Raw genomic sequence first — 18,015 nt, forward strand, 5'->3', positions numbered from 1 at the left:
CGGAGGCCGGCTCAGACGTAGTCCTCGAGGCCTGCCCGGTGGATCACGAAGGCCGTGACGGGGTCGTAGACGCGCGGCGGGAGGTTGTCGTCGAGGGGCACGGCGACCTCGACCTGGCCCTGCGCCTCGGCCACGAACACCCCGGGGTCGTTGCAGTCCGCGATCGCGACGGTCCGCAGCCCGCGGGAGCCGGCCGCGCCCGCGAGGCCGTGGTCGGCGACCACGAGGTCGGGCGGGTTCTGCCCGTCGCGGCGCAGCTTGTCCAGGGCGAGGACCATGGGCCCGGGGAAGTGGGTGTGCCGCAGCCCCCCGTACTGCTCGACCATCACGACGTGCTCGATCTGGCGGACGTCGCCGTCCTCGAAGGGGAACCCGTCCGGGACCTGCACGAGGTGGGCCCCGGCCCGGCGGGCCACGCGCGCCAGCTGCGCGTAGACGGGGAACAGGCCCGCGGGGTGGCCCGTGGCGAAGAGCAGGCGCCCGCCGGCGGCGACGACCTCCCCGAAGACCTGCGCGTAGCGCTCCAGCCCCGCCACGGCCAGCGCCGCCGAGATCGTGTCCTGCCCCTCCACGTGGGCCGGGTCGGGGGAGATGCCGACGCGCTCGCACATGAGCGCGAAGACCTCGTCGAAGGTCCACTCGCGGGTGCGCACCACGCCCATGTGCTGGTGCTGGTCGCCGTCGAGGAAGCCCTGGATGTTGCGCAGGTTGGCCTCCCGCCGGGTCGCGACGAGTCCGGTGAGGCGGTGCTCGTCGAGGTGGCGGGCGAGGTCGTGGGGGGAGAGGGGGGTGGTCGTCACCGTTCGAGTGTATTCAGGGACACGCGGCTACCGTCGCGTATCCCGGCCCGGGCGTAGAGCCCGGCCGTGATCTGCGCGGTGCGCTCCCAGGAGTAGGCGCGCGCCCGGTACGCCGCGGCCCCGCCCGCGCGCCGCAGGGCGCCGGGCTCCCGGGCCAGGTCAGCGACCGCGCGCGCCCAGGCAGCCGGGGAGCGGTCCGCGACGAGCCGGCCCGTGACCCCGTCCAGGACGGCGACGCGCAGCCCGTCGACGTCCGTGGCCAGCACGGGCGTCCCGCACGCCTGGGCCTCGAGGGCCACGAGCCCGAACGTCTCCGACGACGAGGGGACGGCGACGAGGTCGGCGCGGCGCATCCGCTCGGCCAGCTCCGGCGCGGGCAGCGCGGGGGCGAAGGACACGGCGCCGCCGAGGCCCAGCGACCGGACCCGCTCCCGCAGCCGCGCCGCGAACCCGGGCGCGCCCACCCCGGCGATCTCCAGCTCGACCGCGAGCCCGGGGGCGAGGCCCGGGAGCAGGGCGAGCGCCTCCACCAGCACCTGCGGGCCCTTGAGCGCCTGCAGCCGGCCGGCGAACAGCAGCCGCAGGGGCCGCCCGGGCGTGCCGGGGCCCGGCTGCCCGTCCGCCGGTCCGCCCGGACGGTCCGCGGGGCCGTGCGGGGGGTGGAAGACCCGCAGGTCCACCCCGGGGGCGACGACGGCGAGCCGCTCGGGGTCGGCGTCGTAGAGCTCCACCATCTGCGTGGCCTCGGTGTCGGTGTTGACCACCGTGAGGTCCGCGCGGGCGATCAGCTCGGTCTCGGCCGCGGCCCGCGCCTCCGGCTCCGAGCCCTCGCCCCGGGCGGCCCGGAGGTTCTTGGCCCGCGCGGTGGTGTGCAGGCTCAGGACCAGGGGCACGCCCCAGGCCTCGGCGACCTGGCGGCCGGCGGCCCCGGAGAGCCAGTAGTGGGCGTGCACGACGTCGGGGCGCCGGTCCACGCTGCCCAGGACCGCGGCGAAGCAGTCGACGAAGCGGGGCAGGTCCTCCTTGTCGGCCCCGGCGGCCCCCGGCAGGGTCACGGTGAGCAGCCGCAGCCCCGGGCCCACGATCCGGGTCCGCAGCCCCGGGGCGGCCGGGGCGGCCGGGGAGCGGTCGAGGACGGCCATGTCCACGGTGTGCCCGGCGGCCACCAGGCCCTCGGCGAGGTGGCGGACGTAGACGTTCATCCCCCCGGCGTCCCCGGACCCGGGCTGCTCCAGGGGCGAGGTGTGCAGGCTGATGAGGAGGACGTGGAGGGCGGCATCGGGCACGGACCCACTGTAGTCGGCCCCGGGGGCCGGTGCCGGGTGCCGGTGCGGGTGCGCGGGAGCGATGACGACGGCGACACCGTGGCCGTGCGGATCGAGCCCGACGGGCCCGGCCGCGCCCGGTGCGACAATGGGGTCCGTGAACCGTGCCGAACCCCTCCAGCCCCCCGCGCCCGCCGCGGTCTTCCCCCCTCCCGCCCGGCCCGAGCGCAGCGCCGTCGTGGACCTCGCCGCGGTGCGCCACAACGTGCGCCGGATCAAGGAGGTCGCGGCCCCCGCACGGCTCATGGCCGTCGTCAAGGCCGACGCCTACGGCCACGGCGCGGTGCCCGTGGCCCGGGCGGCGCTCGGGGCGGGGGCCGACGCCCTCGGTGTCGCCCACGTGGCCGAGGCGCTCCAGCTGCGCGCCGCGGGGATCGGCGCACCCGTCCTGGCGTGGCTGCACACCGTGGACACGGACTTCGGTGCCGCGCTGGCGCAGGACGTCGAGCTCGGGGTCAGCGGCTGGGAGCTCGCCCCGGTCGCGGAGGCCGCCCGCGCCCTCGGCACGACCGCCCGGATCCACCTCAAGATCGACACCGGGCTGGGCCGCAACGGCGCCACGGAGGACCTGTGGCCGCAGCTGGTGCGCGCGGCCGCGGCCGCGGAGGCGCAGGGGCTCGTGCGCGTCGTCGGGATCTTCACCCACCTGGCCGTGGCCGACGAGCCCGCCCGCCCCGAGACCGGCCGGCAGCTCGCCCGGTTCCGCGCCGCCGTCGACGCCGCCCGCGCCGCCGGGCTGCGCCCGCGGCTGCGGCACGCGGCGAACTCGCCCGGGCTGTTCTCCGCCGCGCAGCTCGAGCGGCCCGAGGAGATGCTCCTGGACATGGTCCGGGTGGGCGTGTCCGTCTACGGGCTCTCGCCCTTCGCCGAGCGCACCCCGGAGCAGCTGGGCCTCGTGCCGGCCATGACGCTGCGCACCACCGTCAGCGCCGTCAAGGAGGTCCCGGCGGGGCAGGGGGTCTCCTACGGGCTGCGCTACGTCACCGACCGGCCCACCACCCTCGCGCTGGTCCCCCTCGGCTACGCCGACGGCGTGCCGCGGGCCGGCACCGGCGGGCCGGTGCGGATCCAGGGCCGCACCTACCCGGAGGTCGGGCGGGTGGCGATGGACCAGATCGTCGTGGACCTCGGGGAGCCGGGGCTGTCCGCGCCCGAGCACGGGCTGCTGGGGGCCGAGGCCGTCCTGTTCGGGGCGGGGGACGATCCCTCCGCGAGCGAGTGGGCGGACGCGGCCGGGACCATCAACTACGAGATCGTCACCCGGATCTCCCCGCGCGTGCCGCGCGTGCACGTGGACACGGAGCAGCGCCCGTGAGCGCCTGGACGCGGAGCCTGCTCGTGGACGGGCCCGAGCAGACCCGGGCGCTCGCCGAGACCCTCGGGGCCCAGCTGCGCGCCGGGGACCTGCTCGTGCTCACGGGCGAGCTCGGGGCCGGGAAGACGACCTTCACGCAGGGCCTGGGCCGCGGCCTGGGCGTGCGCGAGGGGATCATCTCGCCCACGTTCGTGCTGGTGCGCCGCCACCCGAGCCTGGTCGGCGGGCCGGACCTCGTCCACGTCGACGCCTACCGGCTGTCCTCGGCGGCGGAGGTGGACGACGTCGACCTCGAGGACACGCTCGACGCCGCCGTGACCGTGGTGGAGTGGGGCACGGGCAAGGTGGAGCACCTCGCGGACTCCCGCCTGGAGATCACCATCGAGCGCGCCGTGGGCGCCGATCCGCTCACCCCCGGGGACGCCGGCGAGCCCGCCGACGGCCTCACCGGCGAGGACGACGGCGAGGACGACGACGCCGAGCCCCGCCGGATCACCCTCACCGGCGTCGGTCCCCGCTGGGCGGACGGGCCGCCTCGGCTGGGCCCGCCCCCGCGGCAGGGCTGAGCCCCGGGCCCGTCCCCGCGGCGGGGGCACTACAATGGCCGGGTGCTTCTCCTGTGCCTGGACTCCTCCGCCGTCGCCTCGGCCGCCCTCGTGACGGGCGGGGGCGAGGTCCTCGGATCCTTCGCGAGCCCCGACACCCGGTCCCACGCCGAGGTCCTGGCCCCGGCCGTGCGCGACCTGCTGGCGGGGGCCGGCCTCGACGGCGCCGCCGTGGACGCCGTGCTCGTGGGCACCGGGCCCGGGCCCTTCACGGGCCTGCGCGCCGGGATCGCGACCGCGCGCGCGCTGGCCTTCGCCTGGGACGTGCCGCTGCACGGGCTGATGAGCCTCGAGGCGGTCGCCCAGGACGCCGCGGCGGCGGCCCGGGACGCCGGGCACGACGAGTTCCTCGTGCTCACCGACGCCCGGCGCAAGGAGGTCTACTGGGCCCGCTTCGTCCTCGGCGCGGACGGCCCCCGGCCGGCCGGGGGACCGGGCGTGGCCGCGGCCGAGGACCTGCCCGGGCTGCCCGCCTACGGGCGCGGCGCGGGCCTCTACGCCGAGCGCCTGGCCCGGGTGGTGCCCGGGTTCGCCGAGGCGCAGCCCACGGCGTCGTCGCTGGGGCTGGCCGCCGTGCGGCGCGCCGCCCGCGGGGAGGCCCTGGACCCCGACACGACCCCGCTGTACCTGCGCGAGTCCGACGCGAAGGTCCCCGGGCCCCGGAAGCGGGCCGGCGCGTGAGCGGGGCCGGGGGCGACTGGGCCCTGCGCCGGATGACCGCCGAGGACGTGGGGGCGGTGCACGCCCTCGAGCAGCAGCTGTTCCCCGTCGACGCCTGGCCGCTCGAGATGTTCTTCGCCGAGCTCGCCCAGCCGATCTGCTGGTACTGGGTCGCCGAGCTGGACGGCGCGATCGTCGGCTACGCGGGGCTGATGTGCATCCCCCCCGTGGGCGACGTCCAGACCATCGCGGTGGTCCCCGAGCACGAGGGCCGCGGCATCGGCTCCGCCCTGCTGCGCACCCTGCACGAGCAGGCGCGGCGGCTGGGGGCCCAGGAGATGCTGCTCGAGGTCCGCGCCGACAACCCCCGCGCCCAGCGGCTCTACCGCCGCTTCGGCTACGAGCAGATCCACGTCCGGCCCCGCTACTACCGCGACGGCGCCGACGCCCTGATCATGCGCTGCGCCCTGCCCCCCGGGGAGGACCCCGGCACGGCGCCCGCGACCACCCCCGCGACCACCCCCGCGACCACCCCCGCGACCACCCCCGAGGAGGACCCCCGATGACCGACGGACCCCTGGTGCTCGGCATCGAGTCCTCCTGCGACGAGACCGGCGTGGGCGTCGTGCGCGGGCGCACCCTGCTCGCCAACGTCGTGTCCTCCTCGATGGACGAGCACGTCCGCTTCGGCGGCGTGATCCCGGAGATCGCCTCCCGCGCCCACCTCGACGCGATGGTCCCCACCCTGCGCGCCGCCCTCGCGGAGGCCGGCGTCGGCCTGGACGACCTCGACGCCATCGCCGTGACCTCCGGGCCCGGCCTGGCCGGGGCGCTCATGGTGGGCGTCGCCGCCGCGAAGGCGCTCGCCGTGGCGACCGGCAAGCCCCTGTACGCCATCAACCACCTCGTCGCCCACGTGGGCGTGGGCGTGCTCGAGGACTCGGCCGTCGAGGGCTTCCGGGGAGCCTTCGACGAGGGGCTGCCCCGCGGCCTCGGGGCCCTGCTCGTCTCCGGCGGGCACACCGAGATCCTCGCCGTCGACGACCTCACCCGGGACGTGCGCCTGCTCGGGGCGACCATCGACGACGCCGCCGGGGAGGCCTACGACAAGGTCGCCCGCGTGCTCGGCCTCGACTACCCGGGCGGCCCGGCGATCGACGCCGCCGCGCGGGCGGGGGACCCCACCGCCTTCCGCTTCCCCCGCGGGCTCACCGCCGGCAAGTACATGGGCTCCGCCGACCGGCCGGGCCCGCACCGCTACGACTTCTCGTTCTCCGGGCTCAAGACCGCGGTGGCCCGCGTCGTCGAGGCGTTCGAGGCGCGGGGGGAGCGGGTCCCCGTCGCCGACGTCGCCGCGTCCTTCCAGGAGTCGGTGGCCGACGTGGTCACCCGCAAGGCGATGCTCGCCTGCACCGAGCACGGGCTGACCACCCTGCTGCTGGGCGGCGGCGTGGCCGCGAACTCCCGGCTGCGGGAGCTCACCGCCCAGCGCTGCGCCGAGCACGGCGTCGAGCTGGTGATCCCCAAGCTGTCGCTGTGCACGGACAACGGCGCCATGGTCGCCGCGCTCGCGGCCCGCGTCGTCGCGCAGGGCCGGGCGCCCTCCGGCCTGGGCTTCGCGGCGGACTCCTCGCTGCCGGTCACCACCGTGTCGGTCTGAGCCCGCCGGCCGACCGCCCCGTCCGGTCAGGCGTTCTCGCGGGTGCGGCGGACGATGTCGAGGGCGACGGCGCGCAGCTCGCCGCCGTGGGCCTCGGCCACGGCCCGCTGGCGCTGGTAGCCGGCGCCGTCCCGGAAGATCCGCTCCACGTCGGAGAGCTCGCGCGAGCAGCCCAGCCGCGCGGCGACCGGCTCGAGCCGGTCCAGCAGCAGGGCGAGGTCCTCGCACAGGTCCCGCTCCGTGTTCCGGGAGTCGGTGATCACCTGTGCCTCCAGGCCGTAGCGGGCCGCGCGCCACTTGTTCTCGCGCACGTGCCACGGCTGCAGGCGGACCGGCTCCCGGCCCGCCTCGACGTCCGCGGACAGGGAGTGCACGAGGCACTGGGTGAGGGCCGTCAGCGCCCCGACCTCCCACAGGGTGGAGAGCCCGTCGCAGAAGCGGACCTCGTTCGTGCCCAGCCGGGGGACGGGGCGCACGTCCCACCGGCACTCGCTGAGCTCCTCGATGATGCCCGTGGCGATCATGTCGGCGACGCAGCGCTCGTACTCGTCCCAGGAGCCGAACTGGTAGGGCAGCCCGGCGGTGGACAGCTGCTGGAAGATCATCGAGCGGTGGGACGCGTAGCCGGTGTCCTCACCGGCCCAGTACGGGGAGTTCGCCGACAGGGCGAGCAGGTGCGGGTAGTAGGTGAGCAGCCCGTCGAGCACCGGCAGCGCCTTGGCCCGCGAGTCCAGGCCCACGTGCACGTGCACCCCGTAGATGACCATCTGCCGGCCCCAGTACTGGGTGCGGTCCACGAGCTTGTGGTAGCGCTGCTTGTCGGTGACCTGCTGATCCTGCCAGCGGGCGAAGGGATGGGTGCCGGCGGCGAAGATCTCGAGCCCCCGGGGGTCGGCCACCCGGCGGATCTCGTCCATCATCGTGGACAGCTGCTCCGTGGAGGCGGCCACGTCCCGGCACACCCCGGTGACCAGCTCCACGGTGTTGAGCAGGAACTCGCCCGTCAGGTGCGGGTGGTTCCCGTCCTCCGCCCACTCCGGGTGCTCCGCGAGGACCGCCTCGTAGGTCTCCCGGCCCCGGGGGACGAGGTCACCGGTGGTGCCGTCCACGAGGGCGACTTCCCACTCGACGCCCAGCGTCGACTGGTCGGAGCGGGCGAACGAGATCTCCACGCGGCAGGTCCTTACGTGCGTCGGCGGGCGGGGGCCCGGTCGGAGCGCGGACGGAATCGCCCGCGGCGCCCTCAGTCTACGGTTTCGACGACCAGCACGACGCGCCGCTCCGGCGCCCCGGGCTCCGCCTGCGTGCGGGTCACCACGAACGTCGCCCGGTGCGGGCCGCGGGGCGCGAGCTGGCGGCGCAGCTGCTCGGGCGTCACGTCGGTGCCGCGCTTCTTGATCTCGAGGGTGCCCACCTCGTGCTCCCGGACCCACCGCTTGAGCACCTTGACGGTGTGCGGGAGCACCTCCCGCACCCGGTAGGTCCGCGCCAGGGGCGTGGGCACCGGCTCGTCCGAGCTCAGGTACGCGATCCGGGGGTGGACCAGCCGCGCCCCGAGGTCCCGGGCGAGGTCGGCGACCAGGCCGGCGCGGATCACCGCGCCGTCGGGCTCGTGGAGGTACGCGCCCACCGGGCCCACCTCGGCGTCCTCGTGGGCGGGATCGGCGTCGTGCGGGCTGGTCAGCTCCGCGGAGCCGTGCTCCCCGAGGACGAGCGCGGCCCGCCGCACCCCGGGACGTGCCACGGCGTTGAACCACAGCACCGCCTCCACGACGTCGCCGCGGTCGGAGACCCACTGGGCCTCGCAGCCGGGCGGCACCGCCTCGTGGGGGATGCCGGGGCCCAGCTTCACGCCCACGGGCAGGCCGCGGGCCGCGAGCGCCTCCACGAAGGACAGGGGAGGGGAGAACGCCTCGGGGTCGAAGATCCGCCGGGTGCCGGACGACGACGTCGTGCGCCGCGCCGGGTCCAGCCACACCCCGTCGGGCATCCCGCCCGGCAGGGCGGCCAGGTCCAGGGCCGCGGCGTCGGCGTGCAGGACCGTGGCCTCCGGGAAGGGGACGAGGTTGAGGGTGGCGACCGCGGCGGTGGTCTCGTCGAGCTCGACCGCCGTGACGCGCCGGTCGAGGGCTGCCAGGGCCATCGCGTCCGCGCCGATCCCGCAGCCGAGGTCCGCGACGTGGGCGAGGCCCGCCGCCGCGAAGCGCCGGGCGTGCAGGGCCGCCACGCGCAGCCGGGTGGCCTGCTCGAGCCCGGCCCGGGTGAAGAGCATGCGCCCGGAGAAGTCGCCGAACTTCTCGCGGGCGCGGGTGCGCAGCTTCGACTGGGTGAGGGCGGCGGAGACGAGCTCCGGGGAGCGGCCCTCCGCGCGCAGCCGGGAGGCCGTGCGCAGGGCGTCGGCCTCGTCGTAGGGCCCGAGCGCGTCGAGCAGGGCCATGCCCTCGGCGGTGAGCAGGGGCGCGATGTCGCGGGGGTCCGCGGGGGTGTCGGAGGTCATCGGGGGCTCAGGCGAAGTAGATGCCGATGCGGTGGCCGCCGACGTCCTCGACGCGGATGTCGATGCCGTAGATCTCCCGCAGCACCTCGGGGCGCATGATCTCCTCGGGGGTGCCGTGGTGGAGCAGGGCCCCGTCCTTCATGGCCATGATCCGGTCGGAGTAGCAGGACGCGAAGTTGATGTCGTGGATCACCAGCACGACGGTCTTGCCGAAGTCGTGGGCCATCTGCCGCAGCAGGCGCATCATCTCGACGGCGTGCTTCATGTCGAGGTTGTTCAGCGGCTCGTCCAGCAGGACGTAGTCGGTGTCCTGGGCGATGACCATGGCGATGAACGCGCGCTGGCGCTGCCCGCCGGAGAGCTCGTCGACGTAGCGGTCCGCGAGCTCCTCGAGCTGGAGGTAGCGCAGGGCCCGCTCGACGTGCTCGCGGTCCTCGGCGGTGGGCCGGCCCTTGGTGTGCGGGTGCCGGCCGAAGGCCACGAGGTCGCGCACGCTCAGCCGCACGCTGAGGGTGTTCTCCTGGCGCAGGATGGACAGCTTGCGGGCGAGCTGGTCGGACGGGGTGGAGAGGACGTCGAGCTCGTCCACGAAGACCGAGCCCTCGTCCATCGGCAGCAGCCGGGCGGCCATGGACAGGAGGGTGGACTTCCCGGCGCCGTTGGCGCCGATGATCGACACGAGCCCGCCCGCCTCGATGGTCCCCGAGACGCCGTCGACCACGGTCCGGGACCCGTACCTCTTGGTGAGGCCGGTCAGTTCGATCACGGTGCACTCCTTCTCGTTGTGGCGCTCATCTGACGGTCCCGCGCAGCAGCATGACCAGGAACAGCACGCCGCCCACGAACTCGATGACGATGCTCAGCGCGGTGTCGAACGCGAACACCTGCTCGAGGACCACCTGTCCGCCCACGAGGGCGACGACGCCCAGCAGGACGGCCATGGGCAGCACGTGGCGGTGGCGGAAGTTGCGGCACAGCGCGTAGGCGACGTTGGCGACGATCAGGCCGAAGAACGTGATCGGCCCGACCAGGGCGGTGCACACGCCCACGAACACGGAGCAGACCACGAGCACCCCGGTGACGACCCGGGTGTGGTCCACGCCGAGGCTGACGGCGGTGTCCCGGCCCAGGGCCAGCACGTCGAGGTGGCGGCGCATCGCCACGACCACGAGGGTGGCCAGCCCGATGAGCAGCGCGGACAGGCGCAGCAGGCCGACGTCCACGTTGCCGAAGGACGCGAACATCGCGTCCTGCAGGACCATGAACTCGCTGGGCTCGAGCAGCCGCTGCAGCAGGGAGGAGATCCCGCGGAACACGGTGCCGAAGACGATGCCGACCAGCAGCACGAGGTGCAGGGACCTGCCGCTGCCGGTGAACAGCCAGCGGTAGATCAGCCAGCTGAACGCGACCATGAGGACGAGCTCGGCCCCGAACCGGGTGCCGTCGCCGAGGGCGGCCACGCCCGTGGAGCCGATGACGAACACCAGCACCGTCTGGATGAGCATGTACAGCGCGTCGAAGCCCATGATGGACGGCGTGAGGATGCGGTTGTCGGTGATCGTCTGGAACAGCACGGTGGACACGCCCACCGCGTACGCGACGAGGACCATCGTCAGCACCCGGTTGACCCGCCGGGGCAGGACGTAGTCGAGGCTGCCGCTGAGGTCCACCGTGAGGTAGACGGCCACGGACGCGGCGGCGAGCGCGGCGAGGATCCCGATCCAGGCGGCCGGGGACAGGGGCGTGCGCGGGCCCCGGCGGCGCAGGACCGGGGCGGCCGGCAGGGGAGAGGTCCGCGTGCTCATCGGTGGCGCCCGCGCAGCAGCAGGGCGAGGAACAGCACGCCGCCGACGACGGCGACGATGGTGCCCACGGGGATCTCGTAGGGGTAGCGGATCACGCGGGCGATGATGTCGCACGCCAGCACGAACCCGGCGCCGAGGACGGCGACCCAGGGCACCGTGCGGCGGACGTTGTCGCCCACGAGCATGGAGACGAGGTTGGGGACCACGAGGCCGAGGAACGGCACGGAGCCGATCGTCACGACGACGACGGCGGAGACCAGCGCCACGAGCGTCATGCCCAGCACCATCACCCGGCGGTAGTCGATGCCGAGGTTCGTGGTGAACTCCTGGCCCATGCCGGCGACCGTGAACCGGTCGGCGGCGACGTAGCCCACGACCGTCAGGGCCAGGACGATCCACAGCAGCTCGTAGCGGCCGCGGATCACGCCGGAGAAGTCCCCGAGCATCCAGGCGTTGAGGCTCTGCAGCAGGTCGAAGCGGTAGGCGAAGAACGTCGTGACCGAGGAGATCACGTTGCCGAGCATGATGCCCACCAGGGGCACCAGCAGCGTGTTGCGCAGGGGGATGCGCTGGAGGACCAGCAGGAACAGGCCGGTGCCCGCGACGGCGAACACCGAGGCGAAGCCCATCTTCACCATGAGGGGCGCCGCCGGCAGGAGCAGCGTCACCACGAGCAGGCCGGCCTGCGCGGACTCGACGGTGCCGACGGTCGAGGGCTCCACGAACTTGTTCCGGGCCATGAGCTGCATGATGAGCCCGGCCACGGCCAGGGCCAGGCCGGCGAGGACCACCGAGGCGGTGCGGGGGAAGCGGGAGACGGCGAGGACCTCCACGGAGGACCAGAAGCCCTCGAGGTCGCCGGTGGCGAGCTGGTGCCACAGGGACCAGGGGGTGACGTCGAGGACGCCGACGAACGTGCTCACCACGGCCAGCAGGAGCACGGCGACGCCCGCCGCGGCGAGGCGGCGGGCGTCGCGGGCGGCGGCGGCCCGGGGGTCCGCGGACGTGGAGCCGGCCGAGGAGCCCGCCGACGACGGGTCCGCCGGCCCGGGGCAGGCGGTCGCGGTGGTCGGTGGTGTGGTCACGACGGTGCTCATCGTTTCGCGTTGGCGGTCATCGGGGGCCTTCCGATTCTAGGGGCGGGGCGCCGGGGCCGGGAACGGGCCCGGCGCCCCGCGCGGACGGCGGCGATCGCCGCGCGGGGCGCCCCGAGGGCCTGCCCGTCGGCCGGGATCAGGAGAGGGAGTCCTGGATCTCGGTGATCATGGACGGGAAGTTGTTCAGGCCGAAGCCGACCAGGTACCAGCTGGAGCTGTCCAGGTAGGTGATCCGGTCCTGCTGCGCGGCGGGGGTGCCGCCGACGAGCTCGTTGTCGAGCACCTGCTGGGCGGCCTCGCCGCCGGACTGGCCGACGGCGGTGTCGCGGTCGAGGACGTAGAGGCGGTCCGGGGCGGCGTCGGCGATCGCCTCGAAGGAGACGGCCTCGCCGTGGGTGCCCTCGGCCCGGACGTCGCCGGCGGCCTCGACGCCCAGCACGTCGAAGACGATGTTGCCGAAGCGCGAGTTCGGGCCGTAGGCGTTGACCTCACCGGCGTTGGTCAGCAGGAACATCGCGGAGCCCGCGCCCGCGGCCTGCTCCTTGGTCTCGGCGATCCGCTCGTCGATCGCGGTGAGCTTCTCCTCGACCTCGGCCTCCTTGCCGAAGATCTTCCCGAGCGTCTCGGACTGCTCGGTGAAGGAGGCCAGGGCGTCGGCCTCGTCGATGGACAGGTCCACGGTCGGGGCGATCTCGGAGAGCTCGTCGTAGAAGTCGGCGGTGCGCCCGGTGATGATGATCAGGTCCGGGTCGGCCTCGGCCACGGCCTCGAGGTCCGGCTCCTTGAGGGAGCCGGCATTGACGTACTCGTCCGTGGCGTACTGCGAGAACCGCTCCGGCAGGTTGGCCTGGGGCAGGCCCTGCACGTCCTCGTCGATCGCCTCGAGCGAGTCGAGGACGCCGAGGTCGAAGGTGATGACGTTCTCGGGGGCGACGGGCACGTCCGTGGTGCCCTGGGCGTGCTCCACGGCGACGGTCTCCGCCGCCGAGCTCTCCGGGGCGTCGGCGGACGCGGCGCCGGAGGTCGAGCAGCCGGCGAGGGCGAGGGCCGAGACGGCCGTGAGCGCGGCCGTGGAGCGCTGCAGGAGGGTGCGGGGCATGGTGTTCCTTTGTACAGAGGTCGCGGGCGCCCGGGCGGGGCGACGGCGAGGGTCCGATGGGCACGACCCGCCCGCGCAGCGCGCAGGAGGTCGCGAGGGGCACCGTGTCTCGGCCGAGGTAAGGGTTGCCTTACCACTCAACCTAGAGGGTGTACCGCGGGTGAGGCAAATCATTGGACAACTCCGGTGTGTCCTAATTCGGAGGGCGGTCCCGCTCCTGCGCCGGACTCTCCGGCGCGCTGGCACTCGCCTTGACCGACTGCCAGGCCGCTCCTACAGTGGGCCTTGGCACTCTCCGGGTGAGGGTGCTAAGGGCCAGGCGATCGATCGGCACCGCGACGACGGTTGGTGCGCCAACCGGCCCGAAGCACGGCAGCGGGCCCCGCCCGCGGTCGCCCACCGTTTTGCACGCCTACAGAAAGGGAGAGATCGTGTCGGTCTCCATCAAGCCCCTCGAGGATCGCATCGTCGTCCAGCCGCTCGCGGCCGAGCAGACCACCGCGTCCGGCCTCGTCATCCCGGACACCGCCAAGGAGAAGCCCCAGGAGGGCAAGGTCCTGGCCGTGGGCCCGGGTCGCGTCGACGACTCCGGCAACCGCATCCCGGTCGACGTCAAGGAGGGCGACGTCGTGATCTTCTCGAAGTACGGCGGGACCGAGGTCAAGTACGGCGGCGAGGAGTACCTGGTGCTCCCGGCCCGCGACGTGCTCGCCGTCGTCGAGAAGTAGGCTCGGCGCACACCACGCAGACCTGACGAAGGGTGCCCGCCGCGCGCCCCGCTTCCCGGCGGGCCCGCGGCCGGCACCCTTCGCCGCTCCCGTCCCCAGAATTCCCCGCTGGACCCCCAGCCACCCAGAAGGAGCCATCGTCCATGGCCAAGCAGCTGGCATTCAACGATGCCGCCCGCAAGTCCCTCGAGAACGGCGTCAACAAGCTCGCCGACACCGTCAAGGTCACCCTCGGCCCGCGCGGGCGCAACGTCGTGCTCGACAAGAAGTGGGGCGCACCGACCATCACCAACGACGGCGTGACCATCGCCCGCGAGGTGGAGCTCGACGACGCGTACGAGAACCTCGGCGCCCAGCTCGCCAAGGAGGTCGCGACCAAGACCAACGACGTCGCCGGTGACGGCACCACCACCGCGACCGTCCTCGCCCAGGCCCTGGTCAAGGAGGGCCTGCGCAACGTGGCCGCCGGCGCCGACCCCCTGAGCCTCAAGCGCGGCATCGAGGCGGCCGTCGCGGCCGTCTCCGAGCGCCTGCTCGAGAACGCCCGCCCCGTCGAGGGCGTCAACGTCGCCCACGTCGCGACGATCTCCGCCCAGGACCCGGCCATCGGCGAGCTCATCGCCCAGGCCTTCGACACGGTCGGCAAGGACGGCGTGATCACCATCGAGGACGGCTCCTCCACCGAGGTCGAGCTCGACGTCACCGAGGGCATGCAGTTCGACAAGGGCTACCTCTCCCCGTCCTTCGTCACCGACCTCGAGCGCCAGGAAGCGGTCATGGAGAACTCCCTGGTGCTGCTGTACCAGGGCAAGATCTCCTCCGTGCCGGAGATCATGCCGGTGCTGGAGAAGGTCCTCCAGGCCAAGAAGCCCCTGACGATCATCGCCGAGGACGTCGAGGGCGAGGCCCTGTCCACCCTCGTGGTCAACAAGCTGCGCGGCACCCTCGACGTCGTGGCCCTCAAGGCCCCCGGCTTCGGCGACCGCCGCAAGGCGATCCTGCAGGACCTCGCCGTGCTCACCGGCGGCCAGGTCATCACCACCGAGCTGGGGATCACCCTCGAGCAGGTCACCCTCGAGCAGCTGGGCACCGCCCGCCGCGTGACGGTCACCAAGAACACCACCACCGTGGTGGACGGCGGCGGCACCGAGGCCCAGATCCAGGAGCGGGTCGCCGCGATCCGCGCCGAGGTCGAGCGCACCGACTCCGAGTGGGACCGCGAGAAGCTCCAGGAGCGCCTCGCCCGCCTCGCCGGCGGCGTGTCGGTCATCAAGGTCGGCGCGGCCACCGAGGTCGAGGCGAAGGAGCGCAAGCACCGCATCGAGGACGCCGTGTCCTCGACCCGCGCCGCCCTCGAGCAGGGCATCGTCTCCGGCGGCGGCACGGCCCTCATCCAGGCCGCGAAGGTCCTGGACGAGAGCGACCTCGGGCTCACCGGGGACGCGGCCACCGCGCTCCAGATCGTCCGCCGCGCCCTCCAGCAGCCGCTGTACTGGATCGCGGACAACGCGGGCCAGGACGGCGCCGTGGTGGCGTCCCGGGTGGCGGACCTCGCGCTGGGCCACGGCTACGACGCGGCCACCGGCGAGTACGTCGACATGGTCGGCGCGGGCATCATCGACCCGGTGAAGGTCACCCGCTCGGCCCTGCAGAACGCCGCGTCCATCGCGGCGCTCGTGCTGACCACCGAGACGCTGGTGGCGGACAAGCCCGCCGAGCCCGCGGAGCACGGCCACCAGCACGGCCACCAGCACTGACCTCCGCCCCCGCGGCGCCGACGGACCCGTTCCACCACCGGTGGGGCGGGTCCGTCGTTGCGTCCGGCCCCCGCTCGGCGGCCTCCGGTAGAGTGCTGGGGTCGGCCCGACCACTGCCCGCGCCCCTCGGCGGCACGCTGTTCCCAGGAGATGCCCATGACCAGCCTTCGCGAACGGGCCGCCCCCGTGGGTCTCGACGCGTCGACGGCGCAGCGGGTGGCGCGGTACTCGGGATTCCGCCCGGAGGTGCAGGGACTGCGCTTCGTGGCGGTGCTGCTGGTCGTGCTGTACCACGTGTTCCTGGACCGGGTCTCGGGGGGCGTGGACGTCTTCTTGCTGATCTCGGCGTTCTTCCTCACCCTGTCCTTCACGCGCAAGCTCGAGTCGGGCCGGGCGCTGGGGCTGGGCCGGTACTGGCTGCACGTGTTCAAGCGGTTGCTGCCCCTGGCCGTGCTGGTCATCCTGGGCACCTTGGTGCTGGTCGAGCTGTTCTACCCCGACTACGACATCGGGCAGTGGCGCTCGGAGGCCCTCTCCTCGGTGCTCTACGTCCAGAACTGGGCCCTGGCCTTCAACGCCGTGGACTACTACGCGGTCGACGACTCCACGGCCTCGCCGTTCCAGCACTTCTGGTCGTTGTCGGTGCAGGGGCAGGTGTTCCTGCTGTGGCCGCTGGTCTTCGCCGCGGCCGCGCTGATCACCCGCCGGACCCGTCTGCGGCCGGTGCCGGTGCTCGCGGTGGCCTTCGGGGCGGTCTTCGTCGTCTCGCTGGCCTGGTCGGTGCACTCGACGGCCACCCAGCAGCAGTTCGCCTACTTCGACACCCGGGCCCGGCTGTGGGAGTTCGCCCTGGGGTCCCTGCTGGCCCTGGTGGTGCCGTTCGTGCGGCTCTCCCGGCCCGTGCGGGTGGTGCTGGGGTGGCTGGGCCTGCTGAGCATGATCAGCGTGGGGGTGCTGGTCGACGTGCAGGGGGCCTTCCCCGGGTGGATCGCGCTGTGGCCGCTGGCCTCGGCGGCGGCGATCATCGTCGCCGGCCAGTCCGGCTCCCGGTTCGGCCTGGACCGGGTCCTGTCCTCGCGGCCGCTGGTCCGGCTGGGGGATGCCTCCTACGCGCTGTACCTGATCCACTGGCCGCTGCTGATCACCTATCTGGTGCTGCGCGACCGGCCGATGGCAGGACCGCGCTCGGGGGTGGTGCTGATCGTGGTCTCGCTGGTGGCCGCGGTGGCGCTGACCCGCTGGGTCGAGAAGCCGCTGAAGGCCTGGGCGTGGCCGGAGCAGCGCAAACGGCGCCTGGCCCTGTCCGTCGCCGTCTGCCTGGCGCTGGTGGTCGTGCCGGTGCTCGCCTGGCAGCAGGCCGATGCACGGCGGGCGGCGCAGCTGGCCGCCTCGGCCGCGCGGAACAACCCCGGCGCGGCGGTGCTGCAGCCCGGCTTCCAGTACCAGGGCGACCCCGACGCCCCGACCCTGCCCCTGCCCGAGGACCTGCCGAAGCAGCCGGCCTCCCTCGGCGACGCCTGCCCCGCGGACGTCGCCCTGGCGGAGCAGTACCGCCGGTTCTGCCATGAGAGCGTCGCCCAGGAGAACCCGGAACGGACCGTGCTCGTGGTCGGCAACAGCCACCTCCAGCACTGGCTGCCCGCCCTGCGCCCCGTCGCCGAGGCCAACCGCTGGCGGGTCCTGACCTTCATCCAGCCGGGCTGCTTCTACACCTCCGCCGAGGAGCAGCCGGGCTCGGAGAGCTGCCGGTTGTGGTTCGAGAGCACCGACGACATGATCGCCTCCGTGGGCCCCGGGCTCGTGCTGGTCCAGTCCACCTTCACCGACACCCGGGAGGAAGCTCTTCGGCCCGGGCTGGAGGAGCGGGTGCGCGAGCTGACCGGCGCCGGCATTCCCGTCGTCGGGATCCGCGACACCCCCCGCTTCCCCGAGGCGCCGGCGGAGTGCGCCGTCACGAACGGGGCGGACGATCCCCGGTGCACGTTCACCCACCCCATGGTGGGCACCCCCGATCCCGCGACCCCGCTCGCGGAGGAGCTGGCCCTCTACTCGACCATGGACCTCACCGACCTCATCTGCCCCGACGGTCAGTGCCCGCCGGTCATCGGCAACGTCTACGTGTACTGGGACGACGACCACCTGAGCCGGGTCTATTCCGAGAGCACGGCCACGGCCTTCGGGCAGCGGCTCCTGGCGGCCCTGGCGGACGGCGGCATCCGGCCCTGACGGAACCCGGGGCAGGTCCCGGGGCCCGTCCGCCCGGGTTCGGCGCCGGTGGTGCGATAGGGTCTCGACGGGCGCCCCTCACGCCCGCTGTTCTTCCCCCCCCCCCCCCCCCCGTGACGCGGCGCGGCCGCGCCGGAGCAGTCCCCTGGAGGTACCCCGTGGCCACTGTGCACGTCACCGCTCCGCAGCCGGAGCCCGGGACCGCCGAGGACCACGGGACGCCCCGGCGGCGTGGGTCCCGGTACTCGGGGTTCCGTCCGGAGGTCGAGGGGCTGCGGGCGGTGGCGGTGCTGCTGGTGGTGGTCTACCACGTGTTCCTCGGGCGGGTCTCGGGGGGCGTGGACGTCTTCTTGCTGATCTCGGCGTTCTTCCTCACCCTGTCCTTCACGCGCAAGCTCGAGTCGGGCCGGGCGCTGGGGCTGGGCCGGTACTGGCTGCACG

General features: G+C 74.1%; 16 protein-coding genes and 1 pseudogene. 9 read left to right on the forward strand and 8 right to left on the reverse strand.

The genetic code is table 11. From position 1 onward, the window contains the following. Positions 1-11: 11 nt before the first annotated feature. Complete coding sequence (locus M3185_RS07275; protein WP_251332995.1) at positions 12-800, reverse strand: phosphatase; 789 nt, start codon at positions 798-800, stop codon at positions 12-14. Further along, positions 797-2,086 (reverse strand): glycosyltransferase, encoded by a 1,290-nt coding sequence (locus M3185_RS07280; protein ID WP_251332996.1) that lies wholly within the window; start codon positions 2,084-2,086, stop codon positions 797-799. Before M3185_RS07280 ends, M3185_RS07275 begins: the two co-directional genes overlap by 4 nt. Positions 2,087-2,213: 127 nt before the next feature. Between M3185_RS07280 and alr the strand changes: the two genes are divergently transcribed. From alr to tsaD, 5 genes are read left to right on the forward strand one after another with little or no spacing between them, the layout of a single operon-like run. Beyond that, positions 2,214-3,440 carry an alanine racemase gene (gene alr / locus M3185_RS07285; protein WP_374238477.1) on the forward strand — a complete coding sequence of 409 codons (1,227 nt, stop codon included), beginning with the start codon at positions 2,214-2,216 and terminating at the stop codon, positions 3,438-3,440. Further along, positions 3,437-4,006, forward strand: coding sequence for a tRNA (adenosine(37)-N6)-threonylcarbamoyltransferase complex ATPase subunit type 1 TsaE (gene tsaE, locus M3185_RS07290; RefSeq protein WP_251332997.1), 570 nt, complete (start codon positions 3,437-3,439; stop codon positions 4,004-4,006). Before alr ends, tsaE begins: the two co-directional genes overlap by 4 nt. A gap of 42 nt (positions 4,007-4,048) precedes the next feature. Continuing rightward, on the forward strand, positions 4,049-4,726 hold the full coding sequence (gene tsaB / locus M3185_RS07295) for a tRNA (adenosine(37)-N6)-threonylcarbamoyltransferase complex dimerization subunit type 1 TsaB (protein ID WP_251332998.1): 678 nt from the start codon (positions 4,049-4,051) through the stop codon (positions 4,724-4,726). A 32-nt stretch (positions 4,727-4,758) separates the two neighbouring features. Continuing rightward, positions 4,759-5,271 carry a ribosomal protein S18-alanine N-acetyltransferase gene (gene rimI, locus M3185_RS07300; protein WP_251333017.1) on the forward strand — a complete coding sequence of 171 codons (513 nt, stop codon included), beginning with the start codon at positions 4,759-4,761 and terminating at the stop codon, positions 5,269-5,271. Continuing rightward, positions 5,268-6,365 (forward strand): tRNA (adenosine(37)-N6)-threonylcarbamoyltransferase complex transferase subunit TsaD, encoded by a 1,098-nt coding sequence (tsaD, locus tag M3185_RS07305; protein WP_251332999.1) that lies wholly within the window; start codon positions 5,268-5,270, stop codon positions 6,363-6,365. The genes rimI and tsaD overlap by 4 nt, the downstream gene beginning before the upstream one ends. Before the next feature lie 26 nt (positions 6,366-6,391). Here the strand turns inward: tsaD and M3185_RS07310 are convergent, their stop codons facing one another. From M3185_RS07310 to M3185_RS07335, 6 genes are all read right to left on the reverse strand, one after another. After that, positions 6,392-7,537, reverse strand: coding sequence for a glutamate--cysteine ligase (locus M3185_RS07310; RefSeq protein ID WP_251333000.1), 1,146 nt, complete (start codon positions 7,535-7,537; stop codon positions 6,392-6,394). A 71-nt stretch (positions 7,538-7,608) separates the two neighbouring features. Next, complete coding sequence (locus M3185_RS07315; protein ID WP_251333001.1) at positions 7,609-8,862, reverse strand: THUMP-like domain-containing protein; 1,254 nt, start codon at positions 8,860-8,862, stop codon at positions 7,609-7,611. 7 nt (positions 8,863-8,869) lie between these two features. Next, on the reverse strand, positions 8,870-9,628 hold the full coding sequence (locus M3185_RS07320; protein WP_251333002.1) for an iron ABC transporter ATP-binding protein: 759 nt from the start codon (positions 9,626-9,628) through the stop codon (positions 8,870-8,872). 25 nt (positions 9,629-9,653) lie between these two features. Next, positions 9,654-10,667, reverse strand: a complete 1,014-nt coding sequence (locus tag M3185_RS07325; RefSeq protein WP_251333003.1) for an iron chelate uptake ABC transporter family permease subunit — start codon at positions 10,665-10,667, stop codon at positions 9,654-9,656. Beyond that, positions 10,664-11,752, reverse strand: coding sequence for an ABC transporter permease (locus tag M3185_RS07330; protein ID WP_251333004.1), 1,089 nt, complete (start codon positions 11,750-11,752; stop codon positions 10,664-10,666). The genes M3185_RS07325 and M3185_RS07330 overlap by 4 nt, the downstream gene beginning before the upstream one ends. A 148-nt stretch (positions 11,753-11,900) precedes the next feature. Continuing rightward, the gene (locus M3185_RS07335; protein WP_251333005.1) at positions 11,901-12,863 is read right to left on the reverse strand and encodes a siderophore ABC transporter substrate-binding protein; all 963 of its coding nucleotides are present in this window, start codon (positions 12,861-12,863) and stop codon (positions 11,901-11,903) included. A 431-nt stretch (positions 12,864-13,294) separates the two neighbouring features. Between M3185_RS07335 and groES the strand changes: the two genes are divergently transcribed. The 4 genes and pseudogenes from groES to M3185_RS07355 all read left to right on the forward strand — a co-directional run. Further along, entirely contained in the window at positions 13,295-13,591 is a 297-nt protein-coding gene (gene groES / locus M3185_RS07340) for a co-chaperone GroES (RefSeq protein WP_251333006.1), read from the forward strand. Between the two features lie 143 nt (positions 13,592-13,734). Next, positions 13,735-15,348, forward strand: coding sequence for a chaperonin GroEL (groL, locus tag M3185_RS07345; protein ID WP_251333007.1), 1,614 nt, complete (start codon positions 13,735-13,737; stop codon positions 15,346-15,348). Between the two features lie 156 nt (positions 15,349-15,504). Next, the gene (locus tag M3185_RS07350; RefSeq protein ID WP_251333008.1) at positions 15,505-17,574 is read left to right on the forward strand and encodes an acyltransferase family protein; all 2,070 of its coding nucleotides are present in this window, start codon (positions 15,505-15,507) and stop codon (positions 17,572-17,574) included. Positions 17,575-17,732: 158 nt separating this feature from the next. Then, a pseudogene (locus M3185_RS07355) lies at positions 17,733-18,015 on the forward strand (acyltransferase family protein); the annotation flags it as partial.

It is taken from the genome of Kocuria rosea, from assembly GCF_023715525.1.
GTDB lineage: Bacteria > Actinomycetota > Actinomycetes > Actinomycetales > Micrococcaceae > Kocuria > Kocuria rosea_A.